Origin of the sequence: Psychrobacillus sp. BL-248-WT-3 (assembly GCF_012843435.1) — a bacterium.
GTDB lineage: Bacteria > Bacillota > Bacilli > Bacillales_A > Planococcaceae > Psychrobacillus.
The window spans coordinates 45,513-61,942 of record NZ_JABAFC010000004.1 but is presented as its reverse complement, the minus strand read 5'-3'; the positions used below and the strand labels follow the sequence as shown (position 1 = coordinate 61,942).

Sequence of the window (16,430 nt, the reverse complement as noted above, 5' to 3'; positions counted from 1 at the left end):
AAATTCCAAGGAGAAGACATCAAGAGTGGTCTTCTTTTTTGGGTATGTGAATATACATCTCAATCAGCTTTACTTTTTCACTCAACTCAATTAAAGCTCGCATTATTTGTTGCTGGTCGATTTTTGTCATGCTAGTTTGATGCACCATTTGTTCTACTGACTTTTCCACATGAATTATACTTTTATTCATTCCATCTACAAAATGTTGAACCGACATTAATAGACCTCCTTCTTTTTTATTATTTTACTCTATCTACTTTTTTCTGCAATTTTCAGAATTAAATATATATCGTGATTATGACATAATGCGATGATATACGCATAAATAATAGAATTTTAGCCTCAATTTACAGAACGAAATTTTTTTTTGGACTTTTTTCTTTTCCACTAGAATATATTGAAGTAAAAGTTGAGAGGGGATATTGGTTGAGCTCAAATTCAAATCCTGTTGATTCTAATGAAATGAAAAGAAGGCAAGATTTAGATGAAATTGCCTCCCTTAATATGATTGGAGAAGGCTGTCCATTTTTTGACGAAGAAGAAAAAATAGTTCAGGAGAAAAAAGAGAATAAATAACTATCCCCCACCATACGTGGGGTTTTTTATTGGGTTGTGCGGAAATGCAGTTGTGAAATTTTTATGAACTTGATTGGATTAGCTAAAACCGTTGACTTAAAACATAAATCAATCAACTTTCTCCTATAAATAAGAATATTCTGTACCTTATGGTTTGTGTCCTTTATAAAAAAAGGATTTTATATATATACATTGATATACACTATTTAAAACTCCTATCTAAAAAAAGTAATTGTAATGAATGGAATATTATGATAAATTAAGCATTATCAGAAATTGAAGCTTAACCTTCAAACGACATAAAAAATAACGCCTTAACTTCAAAAGGAGAACCCCGTGCAATTACAAAATCTTATCCGTGAAAATTTTGTTACTATGTCTAAAAGCCAAAAAAAAATGGCTACTTATGTATTAGATCATCCTCGGGATATAGCGCTTTGTTCGGCTGCCGAATTAGGAGGAAGAATAGGAATAAGTGAATCTACTGTTATTCGATTTTCCTATACACTTGGCTTTTCCGGTTATGTAGAACTTCAAAAGCTTATGCGTGAACATTATTTTATCAACGAATCCTCAACCAGTCCTTACCAATACACAGAAATTGAATTATCTAAGGAAGAAAGCTTTCATAGACAAGTCATGGAAAAAGATATTCAATCTATTCAAGCTACTATGGACCAAATAGATGCCGCATCTTATTACGCAGCCGTACAAAGACTTTCAAAGGCAAAATCAATATATGTATTAGGCCTTCGTACCTCCTACCCTGCCGCCAATTGGCTTTCCTTTTCAATTGGTTTAGTAAAAGAAAATGTTCACTTTATGAGACCGGACACAGAAGATGTGATTAGGACCATTGCTAGCATGAATTCAAATTCGGTAGTAATTATTATATCGTTTCACCGTTATTTGAAAGAAACGCTTCAAATTGCAGAATTAGTTAGAAAGCAAAAGGCTTATATTATTGGCATAAGTGATTCTATGCTTGCCCCTATACATGAATATAGCGATGTGTTATTCCCAGTATCTACACAAAACAAGTCAACCTTTGATGCCGTTGCACCTTTGTTTTCTTTTATGAATGCTATTGTTTCAGGGTTAATAGTGGAACAAAAGGATGCCTTTAAAAATAGACAGCTGATGTATCAAAGTATCCCAAGTCATTTTCTTTTTGAAGGTGCCGATGAAAATTCTTAATTTTAGTAGGATATCAATGAAATTAAGTATAAAAAGTGGTAGATTAAGAGTAAGAAAGCGGAGGATAATCGATGCCGGAGAATACAAAGTTTACACAGCCTTTTCACATTGACTTTACAGAAAATAATTATCCTGTCTTAATCGAGCCACGCATATTTGTACCGACTGAGGAAGCTTATGAAGTGCCAATTCCTCAACTGATTCAAGAAATGCGGGTCACAGAGCCTGATCTAGCATTAAAATGGGACCTTCAGATTAGAAAAATCATACAAACTCTATTCATTGAAAATTATTCCATAATTGCTGTTCGTAAAACTAACGAACCGGTGAATTATTATCAGTTTATAAAAAAAATGAAATAACCTCCCAATTAAGGAGCTCTATAAAAATGATTATAAAAAAAGTAAAATTACATCATCTAAATATGACGATGAAAAATTCGTTTGTAACAAGCTTTGGCAGTATACAGGAGAAGCCTTTTTTATTAGTCGAAGTTATGGACGAAAGTGGAAATACCGGCTGGGGTGAGTCTACCGCCTTTCATGCCCCTTGGTATAACGAGGAAACCTTTCAAACTAATTTACATATTATAAAGGATTTCTTAATCCCGTTACTATTAAATAGGAATATAAATCACCCAGATGAAGTGTCTGCTATATTTTCCCCTATTCGTAAAAACAATATGGCTAAGGCTGCGATAGAAGGTGCTGTTTGGGATCTTTACGCAAAAAGAAATAGTCTTCCTTTATCTCAAGCACTTGGTGGGACCTTCAAAAATATCGAAGTGGGAGTCAGCATTGGCTTACAAAAGAGTTCTGATGAACTTATAAGTGTCGTAAAGAATTACGTGCAGGCAGGGTATAAACGTATTAAAGTGAAAATTAAACCCGGAAGCGATATTTCTTTAATCTCTGCTCTAAGAGAAGCGTTTCCCGAATTACCTTTAATGGCAGATGCTAATTCAGCCTATACCTTAGATGACATAGAAATATTTAGGCAGCTTGATCAATATAATCTTTTAATGATCGAGCAGCCTTTAGGTTACGATGATATAGTTGACCACTCAAAACTTCAACGAGAAATTAAAACACCTATTTGCTTAGACGAAAGCATCCTGTCACTTGAAGATGTAAAGAAAGCCATAGAATTAGGTAGCGCTAAAGTTATTAATATAAAAATAAGTCGCGTCGGGGGACTTACAGAAGCAAAAAAAATTCATGACTATTGCTTAGAAAAAAATATACCAGTTTGGTGTGGTGGAATGCTGGAGGCTGGTATTGGTCGTGCACATAATATTGCACTTGCCTCATTACCTAACTTTACGTTTCCGGGAGACACATCGAGTTCATCCCGTTATTGGGAGGAGGATATTATTACTCCTGAAGTCGTTGCCAAGGATGGATATATTACAGTGCCGACAGGCTATGGGATAGGCTACGAGCCGAACTTAGAATCTATAAAGAAGTTCACCGAGAATTTGTGGGAATTTAAAGCCTAGAAAATATCTTCATTTAAAAAAGGGCTGTAAGTGCAAACTACACTTACAGCCCTTTTGTCATGTGTTTTTCGATGATTCTTCGACAAACAATCCTTTTTAAAAAATATTACGTATACTTGTTCCCTCCTACTTATTCTCATCTAAAAAGAGGGTGGGACAAAACTCTACTCAAAAATAAAAAGCCTCGAAAATTTTACGACCTTGTAAATTTTTCGAGGCTACTATTCAAATATACCTGTAGTTATTTTCCGTTACAGTGGACGCTTTCCGGGGGCACGGCTTCAATCTCCTCGTCGCTTCGCTCCTGCGAGGCTTTCAGCTCGTGCTATTCCCCCAGGAGTCGCCACCTCCACTTCAAACAACTAAAATTGAAAGGTTTCTTACAAGAAATTGTGCGGACCTTTAAAATGAAGTAAAAACATGAAATCGAGTTTCCGTTTCATGTTTTTTAATTTATAGACTAGTTACGTCCCAGCCTCCTTGAAAAAAGTTAAGACTATTTTTTTACATCTACAATTCTACCTTCTATTTCTGTAGGTATTTTATCAAGGGATTCAAACTGTTCTCTTAAATTTTCCCAATCAGAAAGACCTAAGTCAGTTACTTTACCAGCTTTATAAATTTTCTCGAAAACATCGTAGCTGTCTCCACCCTTAGCTGTAAACGCATTGGTAGCAATTACATAAGTCTCTGTATCCTTCACGTCTACTAATTTACCATCAGCACCAAAGTATTTAATAGAAACAACTCTTTCACCCGCTGGCTTCGATGAGTCAAATTCTACCTTACCTCCAGCAACGTGTAAGAATCCTCCATTTTCCTTTGGATATGATTTAAAGCTGATCTCAAATGCAGCCTTCAGGTCAGCACCACTGATTTCCATTGTCGCTAATGTATTACCGAAAGGAAGTACCGTAATTACGTCACCAACAGTGATTGGTCCTGCTTTAATATCTGAACGAATTCCTCCACCATTTTGAAGTGCCATGATTACTTTGGCATCATACTTTTTAGCTTTTGCTAACATTCCATCTGTAATTATATTGCCGAGGATCGTTTCATTTTTACGTACGCTTGACTGTGAATCATCACCACTTAGGCGAGGATTTTCTAAATCTTTATCTGTAGTTACTCCAATTTCTTTTGATTCAACTTCTTTAACTATCGTGGAGTACTTTTCGATAAGCTTAAGGGCTTCCTCATCATCTTTTTGATCTTTTATCGGTATTAAAGCACCTTCATGAGCTATTACTTTACCATCTTTATCGAAGTCTACCTCTAAAGTGCCTAGGAATTCGCTATATTGATATGCTTGCACAATCACGGTAGGATCTTTCTCAACACCCTTACTGTCTTTATTAACAATCACAGGCTTGTCCAGCTGTGTATGACTGTGTCCACCAACAATTACATCGATTCCTGTGACAGCGGCTGCTAGCATCAAATCATTATCTACTGCGGGGTTGTCATCGTAACCAATATGAGTAACTGCCATTACTTTGTTAATTCCTTGTTTTTCAAACTCATCTACCATCGTTTGAGCTGCTTTAATGTAGTCTGTAAATTTCACTTTTTCTGGACTTGAAATTCCTTCTGTTTCAGCAGTCGTTAAACCAAAGATACCAACTTTTTGACCGTTAATTTCCTTTACGATACCGCTGTAGATTTGTCCATTTTTAGGGTCCGATGATACTTTTACATTAAATAGCCCATTGAATAAATCATCTTGAGAGAAGTCTACGTTGGAGCTAACAAATGGGAAATTGGATTTCTCGATAAACTCTTTTAAAGCTTTATGTCCCTCAGGAGAAGATCCTAAATCAAATTCGTGGTTACCAAACGTCATCACATCATAGTTCATCAGATTCATCATTTCTACGTCTGCTTGTCCCTTGAATTCGTTAAAGTATAGTGTACCAGTCAATACATCTCCTGCATCTACAAGTAGCGCATCTGGATGCAACGTTCTATATTCTTTCACTGCCGTAACACGTTTTGGACCTTTTTCTACGTGGCCATGTGTATCATTGACATGCATAACAGATAGAGTGAAGTCTGCATCTACATGATCTGCTAATGCATGAACCATCTCTAAAAGCTGTTTAACTGCAGGAAGGTCCTTGTCACTTGGTAGTCTGTCAAGAAGTGGCTGGATTGTTTCAATTACTTTATTTGCTTCCTCTGTTTTATCTGCAGTCAGTAATGCCTGCGCTTGCTTAACCTTCATATAAACGGTCACCGGAACCATCAATTCGTTTCTTACTTCATTAGCTGGATCCTTGTATTGAGTTAGCAATAGATGACGAGCATCTCTTCCAGTAAAACGATAAAGAATTGCAGTTCTTGTTTTTAATTGGGCAGAAAGCTTGTGATAGCCTTTCTCAATTTTTTCCCAGTCGTTACCCGCTTCAGCAGCTTCAATTTCTTTCATAATTGGTGTTAAATATTTGTCTGCATAGTTATAAGCATCGATATAAGGAATAAGTCCTTTTGTCACTCGTTCAGCATATAATTCATCTAAGCTTTTTAAAAGAGCAGATTTATTTTTTACATTCGATTTATTAATTTCATTTCTTGCTTTTTGATAATTGGCTTTAGCTTTGTTTAAAATAGGATATAGTTCTTGGCTCGTTGCCAGTTTTCCAGCTTGAGCAGGTGTACTATAAGAATAGGATGCTTGTTTGATGTCTTTTCTGGCATTATCTACTACCTGTTGAAAAGATGTACTTGCGAAGGAAATGTTTGAAGCTGAGAATAATGATGTAGCCACGATTGCTGCTACAGCAGTCTGTTTAATTTTTTTGTTTCTCATGTCTTACCTCCTAATATGATATGTATAAATGCTCCTACTAATAGATTCATATACTACTAAAAGTTATCTCAATTCGACTATTTACGCAAGACATTTTCTAATTATTTTAAAAAAGGTAAAAATAGTGATTATTTGCATTTGGAGTATGAGGTTATTTGTCCTACTTGCACGAAAAAAGGTGTTATATGCTATAATTAATTATCACAATAGAGATAGGAGTATCATCATGTTAAAAGATATTTTTATGACATTATCAGAAAACCAAGTATTAAATGGGGCCGCTAAAAAGTATGGTTTAAAAATGGGTGCCCAACATGTTGTAGCTGGGACTAATATCGAAGAAACGATGGAAAGTATTAAAAAGCTTAATGCTCAAGGTATCTCTTGTACGGTAGATAATTTAGGCGAATTTGTCTTTGAAAAAGAAGAGGCTTTAGAAGCAAAAGCTCAAATTATCGCAGTGATTGAAGCAATAGAGGAACATCAAGTTGATGCTCATATCTCATTAAAACCATCCCAATTAGGATTGGATATAGATTATGATTTTGCTTTACAAAATTTAAAAGATATTATTGCAGTCGCAAAAAAATATAATACATTCATTAATATTGATATGGAATCTAACAAACATTTACAGCCTTCCTTTGACATATTGGACGAGCTATCTAAGGAATACGACCAAGTTGGAACAGTTATCCAAGCATACTTCTTTAGAGCAGCTGAAGATATTCAAAAGTATAAAAACTTCCGTCTACGTATTGTAAAAGGAGCTTACAAAGAACCTGCAGACGTAGCTTATCAAACAAAAGAGGAAATTGACCAAAATTATATAGAGCTAATTGAATGGCACTTATTAAATGGTAAATTTACTTCTATCGCAACACATGATCATAATGTCATCAATCATATCAAGCAATTTATAATTGATAATAATATTTCACATGATAAATTTGAGTTCCAAATGCTATATGGTTTCCGTACGGATATGCAGTTACAGCTAGCAAAAGAAGGCTTTAACTTCTGCACATATGTACCATTCGGAAAAGACTGGTACGGTTACTTCATGAGACGTCTTGCTGAACGCCCTGCAAACATGAATCTTGTCGTAAAACAAGTGTTTAACAAAAAAACGAACACTATGATCGGTCTTGCAGCAGGTGCATTTGCCCTAGGAAGATTGACAAAAAGAAAGAAATAATACTGCATAAGGCATACTATTCAATGAATAAAAGCTTTGTTGTAGTGACTATAAACATAAACAAAGGAACTTTCGAATGGCTATTAAGAACATAAATAGATGACGAAATTGGGTTGGTGTCATTTTTTAGCTTTGTTTATGCGAGTAAATGTTTTTAATGCTTTATCGATGCTAAAGCAGTTTCATTTATTGATTAGAGCACCAGACGGCGACTCCTACGGGATGAGTGAGACAGATCAGACATCACAACCACGCGCGTAAGCGATGGGTGATGGCTTATCGCTCACCCCGAGGAAAGCGTCTGGCTGGGGCGAAAATCAATTCTACTCTCTGATCTTTGCATCATAAATCAACCCTACCCTTCAACATAGCCTAAATAATAAACCGTGAAATCAGTAACTTGATTTCACGGTTTTTTATTCATAGCCAATATTAGACTTAGACTTCGTTACGGCTGTCCTCCTGCAATTGACAAATACCCTTTAATGTAGGAAGAGCAGGTATTCCGCCTCTTTTTGTAGCAGCTAATGCTCCTGCCGCATTAGCAAAGAGCACACTAGATTTTAGCTTGTCTATATTCAAATTCTCCATATTAGACTCTGCTAAAATTTTGTATAGTAAAGCCCCACAGAAAGCATCTCCTGATCCGGTTGTATCAATTGCTTCTACTACATATGATGGAATCATTTCTGTTTTATCCTTATATCTAAAAAAGCATCCTTTCTCGCCCAAAGTCACCAAAATCAATGGAATTCCATAGTTTCTACTTAATAGTTTAGTTCCATTTTCATAGTCCATTGTGTCAGTTAAAAAGTGAAGCTCTTCTTCAGATACCTTTAATATGTCTGCAAAGTACATGCTATCAGAGATGACTTTCTTCGCTTCACTTAGATCGTCCCATAGACTTTCACGCAAATTTGGGTCGAAAGAAATAAGCAAGCCCTTTTCTTTAGCATATTTCAGTGCACTAATAGTAGCTTGTCTCGAAGGTTCACTAGTCATGGAAACGGAGCCAAAATGAAATAACTTTGCTTTGTCAATTAATTCATAGTTCACTTCTTTTTCCTCTAAAGTAATATCAGCACCTGGTTTACGGTAAAAACTAAAAGAACGGTCTCCATCCGGATGGAGATGAATAAAGGCCAAGGTCGTGTTGAATTGTCCAGTTGTCACTACACCAGTCGTATCTACATGATTAGATACTAAAGTTTCCTTAAGAAACGTCCCAAAATCATCTGCCCCTACTTTACCGATAAAGGATGTTTTTAGCCCTAATTTACTAAGCATAACCAATACGTTCGCTGGAGCTCCACCCGGATTTCTTTCAAATAATGTATTTTTATTGTCGGATTGTCCATAGGGTGTAAAGTCGATTAATATCTCACCTAATGCTACCACGTCATACATATGTGTAATCACCTCTATTAGAGTATTGTAAACTATGAAATATAGCTCTGTTTCATCGATTAAATAAAGGATATACTATTTTCCAAAAAAGTTAAAATGTAAATAAAAACACCTCATTCTACGGGGATGGTAGAATGAGGTGTTTTTTCCTTGTTATCGCTCAAGGTATATTTAATACGCCGTAAGTTTTTTGCCTTCGTACTTCCACATCGTTTTATCGCTCGTGTGTTAGATATCCCCGATTATACTAAGTTGGAGAAAGAGCTCCTTCAAAACTCGTTCAACAACATTAAAGATAATTTTTCTATATATTCATCATATCTGAACTAAATGAGAATACACAGAGAGTTTTATTAGAAATTGATGAGAATTTTTATTCCCATGTTACTGATAATATTTTTCCAGAGATTGCATGTACCTGGATCGTCGCTTTTGTTTTTTTATCCTTACTATCCTTCGAGTTACCATCTGCGGTTTGCATCACTATTAAATAGTAGCCACCTTCATTTGTTTTTATAAAGGAATTGCTATCCACGGTTCCCTTGTATTGTTGCTGTGCTATTTTAGTTGCTTGCTCCGGAGTAATTAACACGGTAGCAGTACTTTCCTGCTTCGCTTCGTCAGGTTTTTTGGTTTCAGTTTGTGTTTTATTGTTACTAGTAGAGCTAGCGTCTGGCTCTTCCTTTTTAGCTTCCTCTTTTTTCGGTTCTTCTGTCTTGCTAGTCTCTGTCTTAGTAGATTCTACCTTTACAGGCTCCACTTTGGAGGTTTCATTTTTAGTTTCCGTCTTGCTTATATCTGTTTTGGTTGGTTCTGTTTTAGAAGAGTCTGTTTTAATACCTTCTATAGAGTCAGCTGCAGCCTCTGCCTTAGCATCAGCCTTGCCCTCATCGGACTTGGCAACCTCCACTTTGACTGGTTCCTTTTTAACTTCCTCTGTTTTCACAGGCTCAGTTTTCAGGACATCCTTTATTGCATTTTTAATTACTTCTGTGATTGGCTTGTCTACTTTAGAATCACTTAACTTTTCTTGGATTGAAGAAGTGGCTGAAATACTAGACTTAATCAACTTCATTTCAGTCGCTTGAGCGGTTTCTACTTTATTAACCATGCTCATTGAGTCCTCTTTTACCTGTATTTGCGTAATGGGACTCATTTCTACTACAATGTTATTGTTAGTTTCTTTTTTACGTATATTACTAGTTAATGGATATTCCCTAACTTCAAAAGTATCACTATATGTGGCGAATTCCGATTGCTCAACAGGCTGAGAAATACCTGTTAACATATATTCATTCGTCTGCTCCATTGTGTAAATATCTCCATTTGTAGAGTTAACCTCTACTAAATAAACAGAGCCACCTTTTGTAATAACAGCCTTATATACATTTTCTTTTAACGTTATATCAGTTACCTCTGCATCATACAATTGCTCTAGCTGGGAACGAACATCATTCTCTGACATAAATTGCCTGTTCGTTTGGGTAACATTAAACAAAAACCCAGTGCCTACAATGACGATCACTGACACAAAAATCAATGTATATTTTTTGATTTTAGTAAATTTCATTCATGCTTCCCTCCCCCCAATTCTATTTTAAAAGACAAACATTAAAAATTGATGAGAATTGGAGTTTTTGGAATAAAAATATAAATAGTAGTGCCAAACCCAATTGTGCTATCTATTTCCAATTCGAGAGATAAACGGTTGGCAATCTCTTTTGCAATGGACAATCCAAGACCAGTTCCACCTGTTTTCCTATTTCGATCCTCGTCGACACGATAAAATCGGTCAAAGATATAATCAAGATCTTTTTTAGGAATACCGTTCCCATAGTCTAAAATTGCGACCACTGTATGATTTTCTTCCTCGGTAATCGTTGTCTTAATTTCTTTTTCGCTGTATTTCCTCGCATTATCTAGAATAATAAAAAGAAGCTGTGTTAGCTGCTCCATATCCGTGTTCACGTAGACAGGGCCATCACCTTTTAATATAAATTTACGATTATAAGCAGTGCGCATAGATTGCAAGGTATTTTCCACCAGCTCATATAAATCAATTGTTTCCGACTTTTGAGTATGCTGTCCATTCCCTTTAGCTAGTAACAACATTTGAGAAATCATCTCTTTCATTCTTGCCGTCTCATGAATGATTGCATTTACCGATTCCTCTGCAATTGCTTTATCTTTGAAGCCATGACGAGACAATAGCTTTGCATAGCTTTCGATGACAGTGAGTGGCGTTTTTAATTCATGTGAAGCATCAGAAACAAACTGCTCCTGCTTATTGTAGTTTTCCTCTAGCTGCTCCATCATTTCATTAAACGCTATTCCCATCTGAGTCATTTCGTCTTTACGATTTTTACTTAACTCTATTTTTTGATATTTTCCTGACATCCTGCTTTGGGACATGGTTTTAATTAATTTATTTATAGGTTTAGTAATGATATTACCTAAAGTGACACTTGAAATTGTCATAAGGAGCATCCCTATTATAGTTACCCCTATTAAGGTCCAACGAAGGAATTTTAAATTTTTATCTACCTCCACAAGCTGTTTAAGCGTATGGATCTCAACAACTTCGCCATTTTGCCATATGACTGGCTTTGTTATAGTTAGGACGGGGACACCTCGAAAATAACCTGAGGTATATCGCTCTCCATTCTCTAACTCCGGTTTATAATCTTTCATCTCTTCGATTGACTCTACAAAGACGATAGACTCACCCTTGGCGTTGATCACTCTAATTCCTCCATTAGGAGGGATAAAAGCACGTAAAATAGTAGCTGGATCGTCATCCGCTCCCATTTTACTGAGAGCGCCAACCAGCTCATCCACTTCATTATTCAACTGATTATACTCGGTATCGAAAGCCATTGACTCAAATATAAAATAGATACCTATATTCATTAACCCTAAAATTACTAGCGTTAAAAATGTAGAGAAAAGATGAATTTTTGCTTTAAGCTTCATTTTTCAGCTCCTTCAAAACATATCCCACGCCTCTTACGGTTTGAATGAAAGAAGAACAATTTTTCTCCTCTAATTTTTTTCGTACATATCTTATGTAAACGTCCACAATATTTGTATCTCCATAATAATCAAAGCCCCACACAGCGTCTAAAAGTTGTTCCCTTGATAACACTTGGTTAGGATGCTTTATTAAGTAAAGTAGTAAATCATACTCTCGTGGCGTCAAATTGACTTGTTCCCCATCATTAGTAATCTCTCTCGTTTGCTCATTTAAAGTAATAGAATGGAAAACATGAACATGAATATTGTCTACTTGATCTGGTGCAGAAGCAGAGGATTTATTGAAACGAATGGCTGACCGCACACGAGCAAGAAGCTCTTCAATTTCAAACGGCTTCGTCACATAATCGTTTGCCCCTAAATCCAATCCCTTCACCTTGTCCTCCAGCCCGCTCTTTGCAGTCAATAAAATAACTGGAGTTTTAGCCTCTGTTGCTCTAATTCTCCTTAATACATCTAACCCATTTAATCCTGGCAGCATCAAATCTAACAGCACAAGATCCCAGGGCTTTTCTCTATATTTAATAAGGCCATCTGTACCTGTATAAGCGATCTCGACAGAATACCCCTCGAATTCCAGCTCTAATTGTAGAACACGAGCAATATTTTCCTCATCCTCTATAATTAATATCTGCTCTTTCATACGGAATCCCCCTCTTTATGGCTATTTTAACACAATATACCGACCAAATTATACACATTACAGAATCATTACAGGTGCCTGGCACCTGTAATGTACCGATAACAAATCGCTATAATTTTATTTTGAACTCGATTTTAAGCGATAAAACAAGAATTTAATCAAATATTATCTATAAAAATCAAATTATTGTGAATATTGCATAATTTCCATTATTGTACATTTTATAGGTTTATAGTATGTTTGTTAAAAGAATAGATGGAGGTTAGAAAAATGGGGAGAATGCGGAGGATTTGGCAGCCAGAGATTTATTATCACGTGACAATGAGAGGCAATAATCGACAGAATATTTTCTTGAACGAGGGAGATGTTTCTCTCTTTTTCCGTGCTTTACAACGTACATATAAAAAATCGAATTTCATAATTATTGCTTACTGTATTATGAATAATCATTACCACCTTTTGATCCGCTCCCCTGAGACACCACTTTCGGAAGTGATGTTATCCATCAACAAGACTTACTCAGAATACTTCAAACGTAAATATAATTATTTTGGACAACTCTATGAAACCAGATTTTTTTCCAGTATGGTTTCCGACCCTATAGGCTTATTAAATGTCAGTAGTTACATTCATCAAAACCCTTTAACGACTTCCAAGGCTATGGCCAATAAGATGGAATACTATCCTTATAGTTCGTTTCAATATTACTTTTTCGATAAAAAGTGTGACTATCCTTTTGTAAACACCGAGTTGCTTCCCAATTTAATAAAAAACTACCCTGATATTAAAGATAGAACCTACGTAGCTTATTGTGAAAATTTTCGGATTAAGCAAGATTTACATTTTGACTACGAGATTCCTACTAATTAAATTAATTGGATGTACAACGTGTGAATAATGGAGACAGTGGTACCAACCTGCAAAGACATGCTTTCCTACCAGAACCATCTCATGTCCTTCATTAAACGAGCTGTAAATTGCAACAAGTTTATAACATCAGTTTATTTTAAAGAAAAGAATCGCTCCTATTCTTAACCTAGGAGCGATTCACACTTTTATTTTAGTTCTGTAACCCAGCCAAAAGGATCTTCCACTGTGCCACTTTGGATGCCAGTCAATGTATCATATAATTTCTTAGATAACTCACCAGTTTCTCCGTTATTTACATAGAATAGCTCGCCTTTCCAGCGAAGCTCGCCAATTGGAGAAATAACTGCAGCAGTCCCTGTTCCGAACGCTTCTTCTAGCTTACCGTTTAAATAAGCTTCTCTAACTTCCTCCATTGACACCTTGCGTTCCGCTACTGGCACACCCCAATATTTTAATAGCTCGATAATGGATTTTCTAGTAATGCCATCTAGAATAGAACCGTTTAAGGCTGGAGTAACAACCTCTCCATCTATTTTAAAGAAAACATTCATGCTTCCTACTTCTTCAATATACTTTCGTTCAATTCCATCTAGCCATAATACTTGCGAGTAACCCTCTCTATCAGCCACTTCCTGTGCCTTTAAGCTAGAAGCATAATTACCAGCTGTTTTAGCCATTCCTGTACCACCCGCCACTGCACGAACGTATTCACTTTCTACTAATATTTTCACAGGATGGATACCTTCTTTATAATAAGAGCCAACGGGCGACATAATAATCATAAAGCTGTAAGTCTTAGATGGAGAAACACCTAAATGTGCTTCAGTCCCAATCATAAATGGTCGGATATATAAAGATGTTCCTGGTTCATTTGGAATCCATTCCTTATCAATCTCTAGCAGCTCTTTCAATGCTTCCATAGCAAACTCTTCATCTATTTGAGGCATACTAAGTCGATCGCAGGAAATATTCATACGTTTCATGTTTTGTTCTGGTCGAAATAAACGAACTACACCATCCTTAGACAAATACGCTTTCATGCCTTCAAATACCGTTTGCCCATAATGTAATATAGTTGCAGAAGGGTCTAACGTAATCGGTTGATAAGGGACAATCCGATGATCATGCCATCCAATGCCTGTTGTATAGTCTGCAATAAACATATGATCTGTAAATTTAGTACCAAAGGCAAGTTGGCCGGCAGGTGTTTTCTCATTTTTTATTTCATTTTCTGTAAACTTGATTTTTACACTGTTCATGTTGTATTACCCCTATCAATTTAATTATTTAGTAAATTGCAACTTTTATAACTGTGCAATATATTATATGCAATTATACTCCTTTTCTCAAAATTGAAAACACCTTTTTTAGAAAATTTTCTAAAAATTTTGTGTATTTTTAACTCTACTTTTCATTTTTGTAAATTTAAAGGAATTATATCTTAATATCCCTTTAAATAAACCGATAAATAAGTATAGTAAAATACCAAAAGATAGGAGGTTTATATGTGTTTAGAAACGCTCTATACATATCAAGCTTATTACTAATCATAAGCACCATTTTTTCTTCTGTTCCTGCGAATGCTTCTTCCACGGTTAACGGACTTTTCTTAAAAACCATATATGAAGAAGTAACCCTTGAGGACAAGACAACCGAGAAAAGACTCTCACAAGTAATATTAATCAATGAACAAGGAAAAGAAGTAAGGCTAACCATTGATAAATATACCCCTTTGTACATCAACTCGACGCCTACTACAATTGGTGCATTTAAGGAAGGCTTGTGGGTGGAAGCGATTGTGGATGGCCAATCAGTTCAAGAGCTTAACGGATTCACATACATCGAGCAAGGATCTCTTGAGAACAACAAATCTGAAGCAATCGGACAAAGCCTTACAGGAACTGTCAATGAAATTGATAAAGGTGCTAAGTATATCGCTATCAATCTCAAAGATAAAAAATCAACGAGATTTTATTTAGACGAGGACACAGAAATATATAAAGATAATAAAATCGTAGACTTAAGCGTTTTATATGTGGGAGACCGCATAAAACTGAAAACATCAGAGCATGACACGAATACTTTGTCCTCCATCGAAATAACTACAGACGGTATCAAAGTAGAAAATATATACAAAGGTGTTATTCAGCAAATTGATTCAAAACAAAATAAGTTAGTTATTAAAAATGAAAAGGCATTTATTAATTGGAACTGGAGAAACTCAACTAATACTGCCATGAATTCCAAGAGCTTTACAGATAAGACACCTATTTTCCTCGGCACTAAAAAGATTGATAAAAGTCAGCTTCGTAATTATCGAAACAACGAGATTTACTACGTAACGGTAAAGCAGTCTGGGAAAGAAATCATTCAGAAAATGATTATAAAAAAGACAAATGAACGGACGCTACATGAAAGCCTATACGGTCTAGATACAAAGAATAAAAATATCAAATTAACTAATTACGGAACCATTCCATATCATAGCGGAACTATTATTATTAGAAACGGACGATTAGTAGATCCGACAGCACTTCAGCAGAGCGGTAAAGCATTTGTTATTGCAAACGGTGCTTCGTCTAACCAATATGCAAATGTCATCCATATTACTAACGATGGATTTCAAAGCGCTAACTTAGCAGATTATCAATTATACTTTGGTCAAATAAATTACACGAATCAGTATCAGCTTTCACTATCCAATCCTCAGGTTTTGTCTAATAACTATTGGTACTCCACTGGGAATGCTAGCTTCAGCTTTAGCAATGATACGGTAGTTACAGAGGATTATAATAACTTAACAAAGGATTTCACTTATAGTAATGGAAAATATGGTTACTTCTATGTAAAAGATAACCACATAATTGCATCTAAAATAGTCGGCTATTCCACACCGGACTATTCTGTTTCCATCGGTCGATATAATCCAATCCATTGGAATCCTAATACATTAAGTATAAAAGACGTTAGTGAGCACTATAATAGCGACTGGCTAGCAGCTTATCAGCGTAACTATATAGATTTATCGAATACAATGCTCATCAAAGAAGGAAGAATAATTAAATCCAGCGATTTGAAGAAGAACGATCGACTCTACATGATTCATAATGGTTACTATCAAGCAAAAATAATTTTAGTAGATTAACTGCTCAGGGTATGTACATGCATACCCTCCATTACATAGAGAAAGAGGTAA

At 35.6% G+C, this 16,430-nt stretch carries 14 protein-coding genes; 7 read left to right on the top strand and 7 right to left on the bottom strand.

The annotated features are described in order from the left end of the window. Window positions 1-19: 19 nt before the first annotated feature. Window positions 20-217: a hypothetical protein gene (locus HF876_RS04005; RefSeq protein ID WP_169358771.1), complete on the bottom strand. Its 198-nt coding sequence runs from the start codon at window positions 215-217 to the stop codon at window positions 20-22. A gap of 209 nt (window positions 218-426) precedes the next feature. On the opposite strand from HF876_RS04005, the gene HF876_RS04000 reads away from it, so the two are divergent. The 4 genes from HF876_RS04000 to menC all read left to right on the top strand — a co-directional run bounded on the left by HF876_RS04000 (window position 427) and on the right by menC (window position 3,271). Continuing rightward, window positions 427-576, top strand: coding sequence for a hypothetical protein (locus HF876_RS04000; protein ID WP_169358770.1), 150 nt, complete (start codon window positions 427-429; stop codon window positions 574-576). Window positions 577-912: 336 nt separating this feature from the next. After that, entirely contained in the window at window positions 913-1,773 is an 861-nt protein-coding gene (locus HF876_RS19235; RefSeq protein ID WP_169358769.1) for an SIS domain-containing protein, read from the top strand. Window positions 1,774-1,844: 71 nt separating this feature from the next. Continuing rightward, window positions 1,845-2,135 carry a hypothetical protein gene (locus HF876_RS03990; protein WP_169358768.1) on the top strand — a complete coding sequence of 97 codons (291 nt, stop codon included), beginning with the start codon at window positions 1,845-1,847 and terminating at the stop codon, window positions 2,133-2,135. A gap of 26 nt (window positions 2,136-2,161) precedes the next feature. Further along, window positions 2,162-3,271 carry an o-succinylbenzoate synthase gene (gene menC / locus HF876_RS03985; RefSeq protein WP_169358767.1) on the top strand — a complete coding sequence of 370 codons (1,110 nt, stop codon included), beginning with the start codon at window positions 2,162-2,164 and terminating at the stop codon, window positions 3,269-3,271. A 496-nt stretch (window positions 3,272-3,767) separates the two neighbouring features. Here menC and HF876_RS03980 read toward each other — a convergent pair whose 3' ends face one another. Beyond that, window positions 3,768-6,083: a 5'-nucleotidase C-terminal domain-containing protein gene (locus tag HF876_RS03980; RefSeq protein ID WP_169358766.1), complete on the bottom strand. Its 2,316-nt coding sequence runs from the start codon at window positions 6,081-6,083 to the stop codon at window positions 3,768-3,770. Between the two features lie 226 nt (window positions 6,084-6,309). Here HF876_RS03980 and HF876_RS03975 point away from each other — a divergent pair, with 226 nt between their 5' ends. Further along, window positions 6,310-7,281, top strand: a complete 972-nt coding sequence (locus tag HF876_RS03975) for a proline dehydrogenase family protein (protein WP_169358765.1) — start codon at window positions 6,310-6,312, stop codon at window positions 7,279-7,281. 438 nt (window positions 7,282-7,719) lie between these two features. Here HF876_RS03975 and HF876_RS03970 read toward each other — a convergent pair whose 3' ends face one another. The 4 genes from HF876_RS03970 to HF876_RS03955 all read right to left on the bottom strand — a co-directional run bounded on the left by HF876_RS03970 (window position 7,720) and on the right by HF876_RS03955 (window position 12,364). Continuing rightward, complete coding sequence (locus tag HF876_RS03970; RefSeq protein ID WP_169358764.1) at window positions 7,720-8,688, bottom strand: carbohydrate kinase family protein; 969 nt, start codon at window positions 8,686-8,688, stop codon at window positions 7,720-7,722. 373 nt (window positions 8,689-9,061) lie between these two features. Then, the gene (locus HF876_RS03965; RefSeq protein WP_169358763.1) at window positions 9,062-10,258 is read right to left on the bottom strand and encodes a PepSY domain-containing protein; all 1,197 of its coding nucleotides are present in this window, start codon (window positions 10,256-10,258) and stop codon (window positions 9,062-9,064) included. 41 nt (window positions 10,259-10,299) lie between these two features. Continuing rightward, window positions 10,300-11,661 carry a sensor histidine kinase gene (locus HF876_RS03960; protein WP_169358762.1) on the bottom strand — a complete coding sequence of 454 codons (1,362 nt, stop codon included), beginning with the start codon at window positions 11,659-11,661 and terminating at the stop codon, window positions 10,300-10,302. After that, window positions 11,651-12,364 (bottom strand): response regulator transcription factor, encoded by a 714-nt coding sequence (locus HF876_RS03955; RefSeq protein WP_169358761.1) that lies wholly within the window; start codon window positions 12,362-12,364, stop codon window positions 11,651-11,653. Before HF876_RS03955 ends, HF876_RS03960 begins: the two co-directional genes overlap by 11 nt. A gap of 270 nt (window positions 12,365-12,634) precedes the next feature. On the opposite strand from HF876_RS03955, the gene HF876_RS03950 reads away from it, so the two are divergent. Next, a complete protein-coding gene (locus tag HF876_RS03950) occupies window positions 12,635-13,234 on the top strand; it encodes a transposase (RefSeq protein ID WP_169358760.1) in 600 nt (199 codons plus the stop codon). A gap of 185 nt (window positions 13,235-13,419) precedes the next feature. On the opposite strand, the gene HF876_RS03945 is transcribed toward HF876_RS03950, so the two are convergent. Then, complete coding sequence (locus HF876_RS03945) at window positions 13,420-14,493, bottom strand: branched-chain amino acid aminotransferase (protein WP_169358759.1); 1,074 nt, start codon at window positions 14,491-14,493, stop codon at window positions 13,420-13,422. 248 nt (window positions 14,494-14,741) lie between these two features. On the opposite strand from HF876_RS03945, the gene HF876_RS03940 reads away from it, so the two are divergent. Beyond that, on the top strand, window positions 14,742-16,379 hold the full coding sequence (locus HF876_RS03940) for a hypothetical protein (protein ID WP_169358758.1): 1,638 nt from the start codon (window positions 14,742-14,744) through the stop codon (window positions 16,377-16,379). Window positions 16,380-16,430 lie beyond the last annotated feature (51 nt).